Source organism: Amycolatopsis sp. NBC_01488 (assembly GCF_036227105.1).
GTDB lineage: Bacteria > Actinomycetota > Actinomycetes > Mycobacteriales > Pseudonocardiaceae > Amycolatopsis.
The window spans coordinates 1,486,419-1,501,696 of the sequence record NZ_CP109434.1; the positions used below are offsets into that span (position 1 = coordinate 1,486,419).

Annotated in this window: 11 protein-coding genes; 1 reads left to right on the top strand and 10 read right to left on the bottom strand. The window is 70.4% G+C overall.

The annotated features are described in order from the left end of the window. Window positions 1-166: 166 nt before the first annotated feature. Together OG738_RS06955 and OG738_RS06960 are read right to left on the bottom strand one after the other, a co-directional pair. Window positions 167-1,372: an MFS transporter gene (locus OG738_RS06955; protein WP_329052203.1), complete on the bottom strand. Its 1,206-nt coding sequence runs from the start codon at window positions 1,370-1,372 to the stop codon at window positions 167-169. Between the two features lie 88 nt (window positions 1,373-1,460). Beyond that, a complete protein-coding gene (locus tag OG738_RS06960; RefSeq protein ID WP_329052205.1) occupies window positions 1,461-2,555 on the bottom strand; it encodes an adenosine deaminase in 1,095 nt (364 codons plus the stop codon). Between the two features lie 213 nt (window positions 2,556-2,768). Between OG738_RS06960 and OG738_RS06965 the strand changes: the two genes are divergently transcribed. Then, window positions 2,769-3,893, top strand: coding sequence for a PA containing protein (locus OG738_RS06965; RefSeq protein WP_329052207.1), 1,125 nt, complete (start codon window positions 2,769-2,771; stop codon window positions 3,891-3,893). A 217-nt stretch (window positions 3,894-4,110) separates the two neighbouring features. On the opposite strand, the gene OG738_RS06970 is transcribed toward OG738_RS06965, so the two are convergent. The 8 genes from OG738_RS06970 to OG738_RS07005 all read right to left on the bottom strand — a co-directional run bounded on the left by OG738_RS06970 (window position 4,111) and on the right by OG738_RS07005 (window position 15,069). Continuing rightward, window positions 4,111-5,394: a thymidine phosphorylase gene (locus tag OG738_RS06970; protein WP_329052208.1), complete on the bottom strand. Its 1,284-nt coding sequence runs from the start codon at window positions 5,392-5,394 to the stop codon at window positions 4,111-4,113. Continuing rightward, window positions 5,391-5,780, bottom strand: a complete 390-nt coding sequence (locus OG738_RS06975; RefSeq protein WP_329052209.1) for a cytidine deaminase — start codon at window positions 5,778-5,780, stop codon at window positions 5,391-5,393. Before OG738_RS06975 ends, OG738_RS06970 begins: the two co-directional genes overlap by 4 nt. Then, window positions 5,781-7,058, bottom strand: coding sequence for an ABC transporter permease (locus OG738_RS06980; RefSeq protein ID WP_329052211.1), 1,278 nt, complete (start codon window positions 7,056-7,058; stop codon window positions 5,781-5,783). Continuing rightward, complete coding sequence (locus OG738_RS06985; protein WP_329052213.1) at window positions 7,058-8,155, bottom strand: ABC transporter permease; 1,098 nt, start codon at window positions 8,153-8,155, stop codon at window positions 7,058-7,060. Before OG738_RS06985 ends, OG738_RS06980 begins: the two co-directional genes overlap by 1 nt. After that, window positions 8,152-9,723, bottom strand: coding sequence for an ABC transporter ATP-binding protein (locus OG738_RS06990; protein WP_329052215.1), 1,572 nt, complete (start codon window positions 9,721-9,723; stop codon window positions 8,152-8,154). The genes OG738_RS06985 and OG738_RS06990 overlap by 4 nt, the downstream gene beginning before the upstream one ends. Window positions 9,724-9,803: 80 nt before the next feature. Then, complete coding sequence (locus OG738_RS06995) at window positions 9,804-10,946, bottom strand: BMP family lipoprotein (RefSeq protein ID WP_329052217.1); 1,143 nt, start codon at window positions 10,944-10,946, stop codon at window positions 9,804-9,806. A gap of 287 nt (window positions 10,947-11,233) precedes the next feature. Further along, window positions 11,234-13,087 (bottom strand): glycoside hydrolase family 97 protein, encoded by a 1,854-nt coding sequence (locus OG738_RS07000; RefSeq protein WP_329052219.1) that lies wholly within the window; start codon window positions 13,085-13,087, stop codon window positions 11,234-11,236. Between the two features lie 11 nt (window positions 13,088-13,098). Then, window positions 13,099-15,069 carry an NPCBM/NEW2 domain-containing protein gene (locus OG738_RS07005; RefSeq protein WP_329056596.1) on the bottom strand — a complete coding sequence of 657 codons (1,971 nt, stop codon included), beginning with the start codon at window positions 15,067-15,069 and terminating at the stop codon, window positions 13,099-13,101. Window positions 15,070-15,278: the final 209 nt, after the last annotated feature.

A 15,278-nucleotide genomic window follows, 5' to 3' on the forward strand; every position in this document is an offset into this window, starting at 1 on the left:
TCGAACCCGGAACTGGCGTGATCAGGCGCGTAACTGGCGTGATCAGGCGGGCATCTCGCGTGACTGGGCGGGCATCTCGCGTGACTGGGCGGGCATCTCGCGTGATTGGAAGGGCATCACGGGTGATCGGGAGGTCGGCTCGCGTGATTGTGGCGTCGACACGGGGTCAGTCGTGGGGTTCGGCGCGGGTCGGGACCACCAGGACCGCCAGCGCCGGGAACACCGCCGCCACGCAGAACGCCAGGGCGTACCGGCTGTCGCCGATCACCAGGCCCAGCAGGGGTGGGGTCAGCGAGGCCGCGATGTTCTGGCCCGTGTTCTGGGTGCCCATCGCGCGGCCCGACCACGCCAGGCCCGCCAGCTCCGCCGAGGCCGTGAAGCCCAGGCCGTTGTCGGCCACCGTGATCACCCCCGCCAACGCCAGGGCCAGCAGCACCAGCCATGGCCACGAAGCGTCGCCCAAGGCCACCAGCAGCATGACCAGGCAGCTCAACACAGCCAGCTGACGCATCGGGCGCAGCCGGCTGCCGACCCGGTCGGACCACCAGCCCGACCCCAGGCGGCCCGCGGCGCCCAGCACCTGGACCACCGCCAGGTACCAGCCCGCCGCCAGGGGGCTCCAGTGCTGCACCGCGACCAGGTACACCGGCGCGAACGCCGACACCGCGAACTGCGGCACCACCAGCAGCGCGCTCGCGCCGTGGACCCGCCACAGCGTCGCGTGCCGGTACGGCGAGGGTGGCTTCTCCCCGGAAGGCGGCCGCGGCGGGCGGGGTGGGTCCGTCACCAGCCACGCCACCAGCAGCGCGACGACGATCGCCAGCCCGGCCGGCAGCAGGACCGCCGCGCGGAACCCGAACTGCGCGGCCAGCGGCGGCAGCCCGAGCGCCGCGACGCCGACGCCGAGCGGCTGGGCCGTCTGGCGGATCCCCATCGCGACGCCGCGCTCGGACTTCGCGAACCAGCCCATCACGACGCGGCCGCTCGCCGCGTTCACCGAAGCCGTACACGCTCCGGCCGCTAGGAACACACCAAAGAGAAGCCCGACCGGGTGAGTTCCTACCCCGGCGTACACCAGGAGTAACCCCGAGGCACCCAGTCCGAGGGCCATGATCAGGCGCTCTCCGTAACGGTCCGCAGCCGCGCCCCACACGATCAGGGTGAATAGCAGCCCGATGCTCGGCGCCGCGACGACCGTGCCGGCCTGGGCCAGCGTCAGACCCAGGGTGTCCCGCATGGCCGGGACCAGGAACGGGATGCCGTAAAGGAAGGAGCAGCTCGCGGTCTGCGCGGCGAGGCCGAGCGCGAGGATGAGCCACCGCCGTGAACTCGCCTGCAGCTGCTCGACCGAACCGTTCGCGACCTGCGCCATCGTCGTCACCGTCTCAAAATCTGAGAACAACTTCCTATATGGTGAACGATAGTTGGCATGGCTAAGGACCGCAACCGCCCAGCAAGCGTCAGCTCAGCGCGGCGTACCCGGGCTTGATGACGTCGTCGATCAGCGCGAGCCGGGCGTCGAAATCGATGAACGCGGATTTCATCGCGTTGATCGTGAACCAGCGGAAGTCGTCGAGGCCATACCCGAAGGTCTCGTGCAGCGCGGCGAATTCGCTGGTCATCGTGCAGCCGCTCATCAGCCGGTTGTCCGTGTTCACGGTCACCCGGAAGCGCAGCCGCTTGAGCAGCGCGAGCGGGTGCTCGGCGATCGAGCGCACGGTGCCTGTTTGGACGTTCGACGTCGGGCAGATCTCCAGGGGGATCCGGCGGTCGCGGACGTACGCGGCCAACCGTCCAAGGTGGACCGTCCCCCCCGCGTCCGTCTTGATGTCCTCGACGATCCGCACGCCGTGGCCGAGCCGCTCGGCCCCGCAGTGCTGAATCGCCTCCCAAATGGACGGCAAACCGAACGCTTCTCCCGCGTGAATGGTGAAATGCGCATTGTTCTGGCGCAAATACTCGAAAGCGTCGAGATTGCGGGTCGGCGGGAATCCGTCCTCCGGTCCGGCGATGTCGAACCCGGCGACGCCGGCGTCGCGGTAGCGGACGGCGAGGTTCGCGATCTCGAGGGCACGGGCGTGCTGGCGCATCGCGCAGAGCAACGTCCCGATGCGGATGCTGCCGCCGTTCGCGGCCACTCGGCGGGTGCCCTCCGTGAACCCCGCCTGGACGGCCTCGACCACCGCATCGAGTGACAGTCCGCGTTCGACGAACAACTCCGGTGCGTAGCGCACCTCGGCGTAGGCGACGCCGTCGGCGGCCAGGTCCTCCACCGCTTCCGCGGCGACTCTGACCAGCGATTCCTCCGTTTGCATCACGCCGCACGTGTGCGCGAAGGTCTCGAGGTAGGACACGAGTGAGCCGGAATCGGCCGCTCGGCGGAACCAGGTGCCCAGCTCGGCCGGGTCGGTGGTGGGCAGACCGGCATAGCCGGTGGCTTCGGCGAGCTCGGCGACGGTCGCCGGGCGGAGGCCGCCGTCGAGGTGGTCGTGCAGGAGGACCTTCGGCGCGCGGCGGAGTGTCTCGCTGGTCAGAACAGGGCTTTCGTCAGGCATCCCCCAACGGTAACCTCGTTGTCATTCCCCTACATGGCGGTAAGTCTCAGGCTCGGGCTAACCCTCAGCGTTGAGGATCATGTACCGAATCGGCCATCCGGGGGCGGCCTCCGCAATAGGCACTTCACGGGGGCCATACGGACAGCAATTTTTGCAATCGATAAGCTTCGTGGCACGTCCCTCCATTTCCCCGCCGACGAAGGACACACAGCAGTGACCACTGACAACCAGATTGCCGCCCCGTCCTTCGACCGGATGCGCAACATGCTGGTGCGCGCGGCCGAAGTGCGTGAGAGCGAGCAGCAGCAGATCTTCGACGCGCTCGACGACATCTACGCCCGCCTCGCGCCGGTGGACTCGCTGGGCGCGGTCCGCAAGCGGCTGTCCGAGATGCCCGACCGCACCGAGGTCAGCGTCCTCGCCGAGCGCCTCGACGAGACGATGTCCCGCCTCGAGGCCCAGGACAACGCGATCGCCGCGCTGACCCGCGCCGTCGAGAGCATCGTCGACAAGCTCGCCAAGCCCTTCGCGCAGCTCGACGGCCGGCTCGACGGCATGGCCGCCCGCTTCGAGGGCGTCGCGGGCCGGATGGACGGGCTCGAGGACAAGCTCCAGAACATCCACCGCCGGATCGACGAGGTCGGCAGCCACCTCGACAAGCAGGACGCGAAGCTCGACTCGATCCCGCAGTCGGTGCATGCCCCGGTCCGCGAGCGGATCGAGCAGGCCGAGGCGTCGCTGCGCGACCGCGTCGACCACGCCGACCACGAGCTGCGCGGCAAGGTCGACGAGCTGAGCCGCGTGACGCAGGAGCGCATCGGCGAGCTGGACCGCGTCACCGGCGAGCGGATCGGCGCGAACACCGAGGCGCTCAAGACGGCGCTGACCGAGACCGGCGAGATGATCGACGCCTCGGACCGCCTGGAGAACCTGGGCAGCCGCCTCGAGAAGGTCACCACCCGCCTCGACGACCTGGCCGGCCGCCTCGACAAGGTGGAGGACGGCTTCCTCTCCGGCATCGGCGACCTCGACGGCGCGCTCAAGGCCGGGCTGTCCAAGGTCGAGGGCACGCTGTCCAAGCAGCCGGACACCGACTCGGTGGACTCGCTGGTCCGCAAGAGCAACGACGAGAGCGTCCGCCGCATCGGCGGCCAGCTCGACGAGGCGATGGCGACGTTCGCGGAGCTGATGCTCGGCGGCGGCCCGGCCGTCCAGCAGATCGCCCCGCCGCCCCCGGCCCCGCGTCAGCCGCGGCGCAGCTCGCGCAACGGCCGTGCCCCGAAGCCGGCCGACGCGAAGGCCAAGCCGGGCGAAGGCTCGGAAGAAGCCACGGAGTAACCCAGCCCCACGAAGAGGCCCCCGCCGGGATCCGGCGGGGGCCTGCTCACGTGATCGGTGCCGTAACCCGCGTGATCGGGGCCGTAACTCGCGTGATCAGAGACGGAACTCGCGTGATCGGGGCCGTTACGGCCCTGATCACGCGAGTTCCGGGCTCAGTCACGCGAGATCCGTCCTCGGGGGTCACTCAGTCGGGTGATCATCTTCGCGATGATCATCACACGGTTCCGCGGATCGTCTCCCGGACGATCGGGGCCGGGGCCGGGGCTGACGAGCCGATCGAGAAGCCGCCTTCCAACGCGGCCAAGGCCGCGGCCACCGCGTCCGGCGTGTCCGTGTGCAGCTCCAGCAGCGGCTCACCCTCGGTCACGGCGTCACCGGGCTTGGCCAGGCAGAGGATGCCCGCCGCGGCCTGGACCGGGTCCTCCTTGCGGGCCCGGCCCGCGCCCAGCCGCCACGCCGCGACGCCCACCGCGTACGCGTCCAGCGAGGCGAGCACGCCCGAAGCCGGCGCGACCACCGTGTGGACGTGCGACGGCGTCGGCAGCGGCGCCGACGGGTCGCCGCCCTGGGCGGAGATCATCCGGCACCACGTCTCGTACGCCTCACCCGAAGCCAGCACGGCCGCCGGGTCGACGTCGAGACCGGCCAGCGCCAGCATCTCCCTGGCCAAGGCGACCGTCAGCGAAACCACGTCCGCGGGGCCGCCGCCCTGGAGCACCTCGACGGATTCCGCGACCTCCACCGCGTTCCCGACCGCCCGGCCCAGCGGGACGTTCATGTCGGTCAGCAGCGCCGTCGTCGGGACGCCGTGGTCGACGCCGATCGACGTCAACGTCGCCGCCAGCGAACGCGCCTGGTCAAGCGTCTTCATGAACGCGCCGGAGCCGAACTTGACGTCCAGGACCAGCCCGGACGCGCCCTCGGCGATCTTCTTGCTCATGATCGAGCTGGCGATCAGCGGGATCGACTCCACAGTGGACGTCACGTCCCGCAGCGCGTACAGCTTCTTGTCCGCCGGGGCCAGCCCGGACGTCGCCGCGCAGACCACCGCGCCGACGTCCTCGAGCTGCCGGGCGATCTCGGCCGTGGACAGCGAAGCGCGCCAGCCCGGGATCGACTCCAGCTTGTCGAGCGTCCCGCCGGTGTGCCCGAGCCCGCGCCCGGACAGCTGCGGCACCGCCGCACCGCACGCGGCCACCAGCGGCGCCAGCGGCAGCGTGATCTTGTCGCCGACCCCGCCCGTCGAATGCTTGTCGACCGTCGGGCGCGACACGTCCAGCGACAGCCGCTCCCCCGACGCGATCATCGCGCGCGTCCACCGGGAGATCTCGGCCGCGGACATCCCGTTCAGGAAGATCGCCATGGCCAGCGCCGACATCTGCTCTTCCGCGACGTCACCGCGGGTGTACGCGTCGACGACCCAGTCGATCTGCTCGTCGGAAAGCGTGCCGCCGTCCCGTTTGGTCCGGATGACGTCGACCGCCGCGAAGGCGCTCACGGCAGGTCGTCCGGGCCGAAGGCGTCCGGCAGGACGTCGGACATCGGCAGGATGCCGCTGGGCGTGTCCACCAGGCAAGCGGATCCGCCCAGCTCGAACAGGATCTGGCGGCAGCGCCCGCACGGCATCAGCAGGTCACCGGCGCCGCTGCGGCACGCCACGGCCACGAGCCGCCCGCCGCCGGACAGCCGCAGCTGCCCGGCCATCGTGCACTCGGCGCAGAGCCCGAGCCCGTAGGACGCGTTCTCGACGTTGCACCCGGTGACCACGCGGCCGTCGTCGACGATCCCGGCGACCCCGACGTGCAGCCCCGAATAAGGCGCGTACGCATGGGAAGCGGCTTCGATCGCCTGGGAACGCAACGCGTCCCAGTCCAAAGTAGACACTCAGTCCTCACCTCGCCGGTACGGCTGCCCGTCGGCTTTCGGCGGCCGCAGCCGCTGCGAAGCCACGGCCAGCACGATCAGCGTCACGAAGTGCGCGGTGTACGGGATCAGGTCGGACGGCAGCGTGTCGTTCGCCCAGTAGATCGCGTACAGCACGCCCGCGCCGACGACGCCGAGCCCGGCCGCGATCCAGTGCCGCCGGAACAGCTGGACGACGACGATGACGCCGATCAGGATCACCGCGCCGTACAGCAGCGCGAGCACCGCTTCGCCGCCACCGGCGAGCTGCAGGCCGTCCGCGTAGCCGAACAGCGCCGCGCCGCCGAGCAGGCCGCCCGGGCGCCAGTTGCCGAAGATCATCGCCGCGAGGCCGATGTACCCGCGGCCGTTCGTCTGGTTCTCCAGGTAGTCCGCGCCACCACGCAGCAGCACCAGCGACGCGCCACCCATGCCGGCGAACGCGCCGGAGATCACGACGGCGACGTACTTGTGCAGGTACACGTTGACGCCGAGCGACTCGGCCGCCACCGGGTTCTCGCCGCAGGAGCGCAGCCGCAGGCCGAACCGGGTCTTCCAGAGCACCCAGAAGCTCACCGGGACCAGGAGGATCGCGATCATCGTCAGCGGCGCCACCTCGGTGACCAGGCCGCGCAGGATGCCCGCCACGTCGGAGATGCCGACGCGCTGCTGCTTCTCCAGGTCACCGAGCCAGTCCGAGAGGAACGTCGCCGAGTACGTGTCGAACTTCGGCACCACCGGCGACTGCCGCGGGTTGCCGGAGATCGGCGCGAAGACCAGGTTCGCCAGGTACTTCGTGACACCCAGGCCGAGCAGGTTGATCGCGACACCGGAGACGATGTGGTTGACGTTGAACGTCACCGTCGCCACCGCGTGCAGCAGGCCGCCGAGCGCGCCGAACGCGAGCGCGGCGAGCAGGCCGGACCACACGCCGCCGTAGTACGAACCCCAGGCGGCGCCCCAGGTCCCGAGGATCATCATGCCCTCGAGACCGATGTTGACCACGCCCGCGCGTTCGGCCCAGAGGCCGCCGAGCGCGCACAGCAGGATCGGCAGCGCCAGGCGCAACGCCGTCGACGCGGTGTTCGACGACGTCAGCGCGGCGACGCCGGTGGAGTAGGACGCCGTCGAGACGACGGCGATGGCGATCACGGCCCAGATCACGCCGCGCAGCCAGCCCGGGATCCGGTATCGCTTGCGCCGCACCGGCGTCGAGCCGGGGCTGCCCGCGTCGGACCGGGAGAGGTCGGTGACGGCCATCAGACCGCACCCCCTTCGGCGACCGAAGCGCCCTTGCGGCCGTTGCCGCCCAGCGCCCGGCCGACTCTGCGTTGTTCGGCAGCCAGGTCGGCCCGGCGCACGACCTCGTAGGCCACGACGACCGACAGCACGATGATGCCCTGCATGATCGTCGCGATCTCCTTGGACACGTTGATCTGCTCCAGCGACACCGCGGAGGTGTCGAGGAACGCCCACAGCAGCGCGCCGAGCGCGATGCCGCCGGGGTGGTTGCGGCCGAGCAGCGCGACCGCGATGCCGGTGAACCCGTACATCTGCGTCGCGGTGATGCCGTAGGTGTAGTCGCGGCCGAGCAGCTCCGGCATCGCGACCAGGCCGGCCACGCCGCCGGAGAGCAGCATCGCGATGAGCGTCATCTTCTTGGCGTTGACCCCGCCGGCCGCGGCCGCGGTGGTGGACTCGCCGGACGCCTTGAGCTCGAAGCCGAACCGCGTGCGGTTGAGCATGAACCAGTAGGCGCCGCCGACGATCGCGGCGATGAACACGAACCCGAACAGCGTGCCCGAGCCGAGCGGGATGCCGGGGATCCGGCCCGACGGCTCGATCACGCGGGTGCCGATGTTGTTGCCCCGCTGCACGCCGAACTGGTCGGCGTTGATGAGGAACGCGATGATCCCGGCGACGATCGCGTTGAGCATGATCGTCGAGATGACCTCGCTGACCCCGCGGGTGACCTTGAGGATCGCCGGGACCGCCGCGTAGGCCATGCCCGCCACGATCGCGACCACCAGGATCGCGACCACGTGGATGACCGGCGGCAGCTTCATCGCGCCGCCCGCGATGGCGGCGACGACGGCGGCGAACCGGTACTGGCCCTCGACCCCGATGTTGAAGAGGTTCATCTGGAAGCCGATGGCGACGGCGAGCCCGGACAGGTAGTACACGGTCGCGAGGTTCACGGTGTCGACCGCGGTCGAGCCCTTGAACATCTGGCCGATCATCGTGCCGTACGCCTGCAGCGGGTCGGCCCCGGAGATGATCAGCGCGATCGCCGACAGCAGCACCGCGAAGACGATCGCGAGCAGCGGCGGCAGCAGTTTCGTGCGCCAGGAAGTCATTCGTCGTCACCCTCTCCCGCGCCGGTCATCGCCGAGCCCAGTTCCTGCGGCGTCACGGTGGCGGGGTCGGCCTCGGTGACGAGCCGCCCGCGCAGCATGACGCGGATCGTGTCCGACAGGCCGATCAGCTCGTCGAGGTCGGCGGAGATGAGCAGCACGGCGAGGCCGGCGGCCCGGGCCTGGCGGAGGTTCTCCCAGATCAGCGCCTGCGCGCCGACGTCGACGCCGCGCGTCGGGTGCGACGCGATGAGCAGCACCGGGGCGCCCGACAGCTCGCGCCCGACGATCAGCTTCTGCTGGTTGCCACCCGAGAGCGCCGCGGCCGGGACGTCGATGCCGGGCGTGCGGACGTCGTAGTCGCGCACGATCCGCTCGGTGTCGGCGCGGGCGCCCGCGATGTCGAGCAACTGTCCTTTCGAGACCGGTTCGCGGGTCTGGTAGCCGAGGATCCGGTTGACCCACAACGGTTGCGTGAGCAGCAGGCTGTGCCGGGTGCGGTCCTCGGCGATGTAGCCGATGCCGGCCTCGCGCCGCGCCAGCGTCCCCGCCTTGGTGATGTCCCGGGCCTTGCCGTCGGCGTCCACCAACTCGATGGTGCCGCCCGAAGGCTTGCGCATGCCCATGATGGTCTCGACGAGCTCGGTCTGCCCGTTGCCCTCGACCCCGGCGACGCCGAGCACCTCGCCCGCGTGCACGGTGAAGGAAACGTCGTCGAGCGCGTTGCGGTCCGAGCCCTCGGCGCCCAGCGTCAGCCCGGTCAGCCGCAGCACGGCCCGGTCGGTGACCGTGGATTCGCGGGTCTCCGGGCTCGGCAGCTCGGAGCCGACCATCATCTCCGCGAGCTCGTGGGAGGTGATGGTCTTCGGGTCGGCGGTGCCGACGGTGGTGCCGCGCCGGATGACCGTGACGGTGTCGGCGATCGCGCGGACCTCGTCGAGCTTGTGCGAAATGAAGAGGAAGGTGTAGCCGTCGGCCTTCATCTCCCGGACGGTCGCGAACAGCGCGTCGACCTCCTGCGGCACGAGCACGGCGGTCGGCTCGTCCAGGATGATGATCTTCGCCCCGCGGTAGAGCACCTTGACGATCTCGACGCGCTGGCGGTCGGCGACGCCGAGCTCCTCCAGCAGCGTGTCCGGCTTGGCGTGCAGGCCGGTCCGCTCGGCGAGCTCGGCCAGCCGCGCGCGGGCGGCCCGGCCGATGCCGTGCAGCCCCTCGGCGCCGAGGAACACGTTCTCGCCGACGGTGAGGTTGTCGGCCAGCATGAAGTGCTGGTGCACCATGCCGATGCCGGCGCGGATGGCGTCCTGCGGGTTGCGCAGCTTCACCTCTTCGCCGTTGATCGCGATCGTGCCCTCGTCCGGCGGCTGCATGCCGTAGAGGATCTTCATCAGGGTGGACTTGCCGGCGCCGTTCTCGCCACAGATGGCGTGCACCTCGCCGGCGGCGACGGTGAGGTTGACGTCGGAGTTGGCCACCACGCCGGGAAAGCGCTTGGTGATCCCGGTCAGCTGGACGGCGGGCGCGCCCCGGTCGGGGACGGCCTCGGCCGGGGCCTCGGCTGTGCTCATGGGCGGGAGAATTCCATCTCTGTCAAAACACGTGAGGGCTCGGAGGGGACATCCCCTCCGAGCCCTGTCCGCGTTGTCAGCTACTTCTGCGGCTTGTCCGAAACGGTGATCGCGCCCGAGATGATCTGGGCCTTGTAGCCCTCCAGGACGTCCTTGATGTCGTCGACCTTGCCACCGGAGGTGGCGTAGCCGACGCCGTCGACCTTGAGGTCGAACCGCTTCGGCAGGACCGTCAGGTCACCCTTGGCGACGGCCTGGATGTAGTCGAACACCGCGACGTCGACGCGCTTGAGCATGGACGTGATGATGACGTCCTTGTCGGCGGCGACGGTCTTCTGGTTGTACTGGTCGGAGTCGACCCCGATGGCCAGCGCGTTGCCCGCCTTGGCGGCGTCGAAGACGCCCTTGCCCGAGGCGCCGGCGGCGTGGTAGATCACGTCCGCGCCCTTGGCGATCTCGGCCGCGGCCTTGGCGTTGCCCTTCGGCGGGTCCTGGAACCCGGAGAAGTCACCGGCCGGCGTGAGGTACTCGTCCTCGATCTTGACCTTGCTCGAGACGGTCTTCGCGCCCTGCAGGAAGCCGGCCTCGAACTTCTGGATCAGCGGGGTGTTGACACCGCCGACGAAGCCGATGTGGCAGCTCTTGCTCTTGTACGCGGCGGCGACGCCGGCCAGGAACGAGCCCTGCTCCTCGGCGAAGACGAGCGGCGTCACGTTCGGCAGCGTGATCGAATCGTCGTCCACGATCGCGAACTTCGTGTTCGGGTACTTCGTGGCGACGGCCTTGACCGCGTCCGCGTAGGCGAAGCCGACCGCGACGATCGGGTTCATGCCCGAGGCGGCCATCTGGTCGAGGCGCTGCTGCTTGGCCGACTCGGCCTCGCTGGCGCTGGCGGTGCTCTCGTTGACCGTCGTGACGCCCAGGTCGCTCTTCGCCTTGTCGGTGCCCGCGGCGGCGGCGTCGTTGAACGACGCGTCACCCCGGCCGCCGACGTCGAAGGCCAGGCCGATCTTCAGCTTGCTGCCGTCGACCTTGCCACTGGCGGCGGTGCTGCTCGACGCGGCGGCGGGCGCGGCGGGCGGCTTCTGCGCGGTAACGCAGTCGGAGCCGCCCGACGAAGGCGCGGCGCTGTTGTTGCTGCTGCCACCGCTCGAGTCCTTGGCGCACCCGGCCAGGGCGAGCACCCCGGCCATGGCCGCGGCGGCCAGCGCGGTTCCACGCATGCGACGCAACGTGTGTCTCCCTCCCCGCTGATCCAGCGGATGGTCAAGAGCACGACCCGGCCCACTGCCGGGTCGACCGCCAGACCGTACCCAACGGACAGGAATGCGCCATAGGAACGGCACGCTACGTAACACAAACGTTTACTCAGCAGCCCCTCGCGCGACGAACTGGATACCGCCCGTGATCATCCGAACGGCCCAGAGCTTGGCGCGAAAAGGTGGCGGCGAACGCCGCTACCACGGCATTCAGTGCCCTGGTAGCGGCTTACGTCGGCCATTCGGGGTGCTCAGGCACACCCGGTCGCGCCCGGCGGGGCCGGGCAAAGACGGGCGGTGAATCCGCCGTTCGCGGCCACCGGGACGGTGAGCACACTGTCGGCCGTCACGCGCTGTGTCGTGACCTGGAGCTGCCCGTCGGCGCCGTCGCCGTAGACCTCGGCCAGCCAGTCACCCGGCGGGAGGAAGCCCAGTGCTGCGTCGAGCCGCGTGGCCGGACCCGCGTGCAGCGCTCCGACGTACCACTGCGTGCCGCTGCGGCGGGCCAGCACCGCGAGCTTCCCCGGGTCGCCGGCCAGCAGTTTCGTGTCGTCCCACGCCGTCGGGATGCCCTTGAGCAGCCGCTCGGCGGCGGGGTGGGCGTCGTAGCTCGCGACGCTGTCGGCGAAGTGCTGGACGCCGGACTCGAACAGCACGGAGAGAGCCAGCTCGCCGCCGTCGCTGGTCGGGCGGACGCCGGTGAAGGTGACCGGCGTGAAGTCCATCGAGCCGGACAGGTTCCGCGTGAACGGCAGCGTCAGGTAGTGCTCGATCGGGAACGGCTCGCGCCCGGGCTTCGGCTTCGTGCCCTCGGCGCCCTTCACCGCTTCGACGCTCATCACGTTCGGCCAGGTCCGCTGGATGCCGCGCGGGATCGGCGCGCCGTGGAAGTTCACCATCAGGTGGTACTTCGCGGCGGCGGCGAGCACGGCGTCGTACCAGCGCGTGCGGTCCTGGCGTTCGGACTCGACGAAGTCGATCTTCAGCCCGGCGACGCCCCAGTCGGCGTACTGCTTGAAGTTCTTCTCGCGCTCGCTGTCGGTGTCGGTGATCTTCGCGTCCGCCCAGAGCCAGATGCCGACGTGGCGCGCTTTCGCGTACGCGACCAGATCGGGCACCCACGCGGCGTTCCAGCCGGCGTCGACCAGGTTGTACGCCCAGCCCTCCTTCGCCGCCAGGTCGACGTACTTCTCCTGCAGCGCCAGGTCGCCGGTGCCTTCCGACCACCACGACCACGCGCCCGCGCCCGGCTTGATCCACGACGTGTCGGCGATCTTCGCCGGGCTCGCGAGGTCGGTGCTGAGGTCGGACTGCGTCACCGTCGCCAGGTCGCCGACGATCATCGCGCGCCACGGCGTGGACAGGGGTCCTTTCGCGACTTCCGCCGGGTCGCCGAGGGTCAGCTGGAAGCGGTGCTGCGGGGTGAGCGTCAGCCGGGAGCCCGCGTAGCTGCCGTTCAGGTCGGACTCGAGCACGGACAGCCAGGTGTCGCCGACGTGGAACAGCGCCGGGTAGCCGTACTCGACCGGGTCCTGCTGCGCGACCGGCTGGTGGACGTGGATGCTCTCGTAGTCGCTGCGGCCGTTGTCGAACGGCAGCAGGAAGGAGTCGGCGGTCTGCGGGACGGCGTACTCCGACGCCTCGCGCACGATCGTCACCCACTTCGGGGTGTCGAAGACGTACCGGTAGGCGACGCCGTCGCGCGACACCCGGAAGACGACGTCGAAGGTGCCGCCGGGGCCCTTGACGGTCAGCGTGGTCTCGGCGGCGTCGTAGGTGTGCCGCAGGCGTTTGCCGGTGGTGGTCGTGTACTCCTCGTGGACGGGCCGCTGGCTGAAGCCGGTGACCTTCAGGCCGCGGGTCAGGTCGCCGTTCTCCGTCTCGACGCCGAGCGCGGACGGCTCCAGCACCGTCGTCGCGCCGCGGGTGACCGCCAGCGTGAGCTTTCCCTGATCCAGTGCGACGTGCGCTTCCGGCGTGGGCGCGAGGGACGCGCCCGGCGCGGTGAGCGTCCAGGAGGTCACGGGCGCGGGCTGCCCGGCGGCCGGCAGCCCGACCAGCGCCACCCCGACGGCCAAGGCGGCCGCGGTCGAGAGCGTTTTCATGCGAAGTCCCTTCAGGCGCAGGTGAGCCGGGCGCCGGCCCAGTCGCTGCGGTCGTAGGAGTTGCCGTCGCCGCCGTCGGTGATCGCCAGGCGCAGGTACTGGGCGCCGTGCAGGTCGGCGGTCAGCGGGAGCGCCGGGTCCTGCCACGTCCGGACGCCGGTGGCGGCGACGCGGGTGCCGTCCGCGTAGATCTCGAACGTCGCCGAGCCCTGCTTGTTCGTCGCCTCGCGTTCGTCGTCGACGCCGACGTCCGCGGTGAACGCCGTGCAGCGGCCGCCGAGGTAGAAGACGACTTCGCTGGGTGCGTGGGCCCCGAGTCCCTTCGGGTAGACGACGCCGTTGATGGTCAGCGGCTTGCCGTCGCCCGCCGGGATGCCGCCGTTGGACATGTCGCGCTCGACCGGGCCGTAGCCGTTCTTCTCCGCCGCCCAGCGCAGGTCGCTGGCCCAGGCCGGCGCCGTCGGCGGGGCGGCGGGCACGGTCAGCCGCTGCGCACCGGTCCAGCTCACCTGGCCGAACCCGAGCGTGCGGTAGGTGACGCCGCCGCTCAGGACCGCCGTGGTGCCTTCGGTTCCCGGCGGCGGAGTGACCCGCCAGCGTCCTACCGCCACGTCGCCGGTTCCGAGCACGAACGCGCGCGGCCGGGCCACCTGCTCGACGCGCCAGCCCGCGGGCGCGGTCAGCGTGACGCGCGGGTCGAAGACCGGGACGCGCGCTTCGTCGGTCGCGGACACCGTGACCTCGAACGGCTTCCCGGCCGGGGTGATCTCCCCGGGCACGCCCGGCACCGGCGCGGCCAGCTCGACGCCGGTGCTCACCAGCGGCGCGTCCTTCAGCCAGGCGCCGCCCGTGTGAACCCGGTAGACGACCGTCGCGTGGGGCGGGACGACCGCGGAGACGCGGCCGGCGGTCTGGAGATCGCGGTGGGTCCAGAGGTCGCGGGCGGAGTACCCGGCGGCCTTCGGCAGGCCCACGGCGGCCGCGGTGGTGCCGATGTCCGCGCTCGAGGTCGTCTCGTTGAAGAGCGCGACCGCGACGTCGCCGTTCGCGAGCGGCTTGGCGAAAACCCAGTGACCGTCCTGGTTGGACAGCACGCGCGCCTGGACGCCGCGGCGGTCCTGGTCGAGCGCGATGACCTCGGCGTTGCGCAGCACGTCGAAGTTCTCCGGCGAGACCTTCCGGAGGTCGGCGCCGATGAGCAGCGGCGCGGCCATCATGGCCCACAGCGAGAAGTGCGACCGGTACTCCTCGGTCGTCATGCCGCCGTTGCCGACCTCCAGCATGTCGGGGTCGTTCCAGTGGCCCGGCCCGGCGTACGGCGCGAGCGGCGCGTTCGCCTTCAGGATCTGGACCATCTTCGCCCAGTTGTCCTTGATGTCGCCGGTCGTGCGCCACAGGTGCCCGACGTCGGCACCCCACTCCCACGGCTTGTTCTCGCCCCATTCGCACAGCGAGTACACGATCGGGCGACCCGTCTTCGCCAGCGCGTCGCGCATCTTCGGGTAGCGCTCGAGCGCGGGGCGGCCGTCGTTGTTGCAGTTGTCGTACTTGAGGTAGTCGACACCCCAGTCCGCGAACGTCTGCGCGTCGACGTCTTCGTGGTCGAGCGCGCCCGGCTGGGTCTTCGCGCAGGTCAGCGTGCCCGCGCTGGTGTAGATGCCGAACTTGAGGCCCTTGGCGTGGACGTAGTCGGCGAGTGCCTTCATCCCGCTCGGGAAGCGCGCCTTGTTCGCCTGCATCCGGCCGTCGGCGTCGCGGACCGGCTCGGCCCAGCAGTCGTCGACGTTGACGTACTGGTAGCCGGCGGCTTTCAGGCCCTGGGCGACGAAGATGTCGGCGGTGTCGCGGATGATCCGCTCGTCGACCGCGCAGCCGGTGGTGTTCCAGTTGTTGAAGCCCATCGGCGGCGTGAGAGCCAGTCCGTCGGGCAGTGCCTGTGCGGGCGTGACCACCGCCACGGGAAGCAGGGCCGCGACGGCCATCACCAAGCCGAGTCGTCTCACCAGAACGTCACCCCATCGTGAGAGATCCGATGTATGCGTGAGCGACAGTAGGAATGGCCGGGCGGTTGGTCAACAACAAACCGTCTGTACCAGTCTTTCGGCCTAGTGCATCAGATATCAGATGTCGCAGAGGTCGGACCTCAGGGGATCGTCGTCGACAGCGCGACCGCACGGCCGAGTGCGCTGCG

Excerpts from the sequence above, each read along its gene's own strand:
- OG738_RS06990 (WP_329052215.1), bottom strand. The coding sequence starts at position 9,723 with ATGAGCACAGCCGAGGCCCCGGCCGAGGCCGTCCCCGACCGGGGCGCG.
- OG738_RS06995 (WP_329052217.1), bottom strand. The coding sequence starts at position 10,946 with ATGCGTGGAACCGCGCTGGCCGCCGCGGCCATGGCCGGGGTGCTCGCC.
- OG738_RS06980 (WP_329052211.1), bottom strand. The coding sequence starts at position 7,058 with ATGGCCGTCACCGACCTCTCCCGGTCCGACGCGGGCAGCCCCGGCTCG.
- OG738_RS07000 (WP_329052219.1), bottom strand. The coding sequence starts at position 13,087 with ATGAAAACGCTCTCGACCGCGGCCGCCTTGGCCGTCGGGGTGGCGCTG.
- OG738_RS07005 (WP_329056596.1), bottom strand. The coding sequence starts at position 15,069 with ATGGCCGTCGCGGCCCTGCTTCCCGTGGCGGTGGTCACGCCCGCACAG.
- OG738_RS06985 (WP_329052213.1), bottom strand. The coding sequence starts at position 8,155 with ATGACTTCCTGGCGCACGAAACTGCTGCCGCCGCTGCTCGCGATCGTC.
- OG738_RS06955 (WP_329052203.1), bottom strand. The coding sequence starts at position 1,372 with ATGGCGCAGGTCGCGAACGGTTCGGTCGAGCAGCTGCAGGCGAGTTCA.
- OG738_RS06960 (WP_329052205.1), bottom strand. The coding sequence starts at position 2,555 with ATGCCTGACGAAAGCCCTGTTCTGACCAGCGAGACACTCCGCCGCGCG.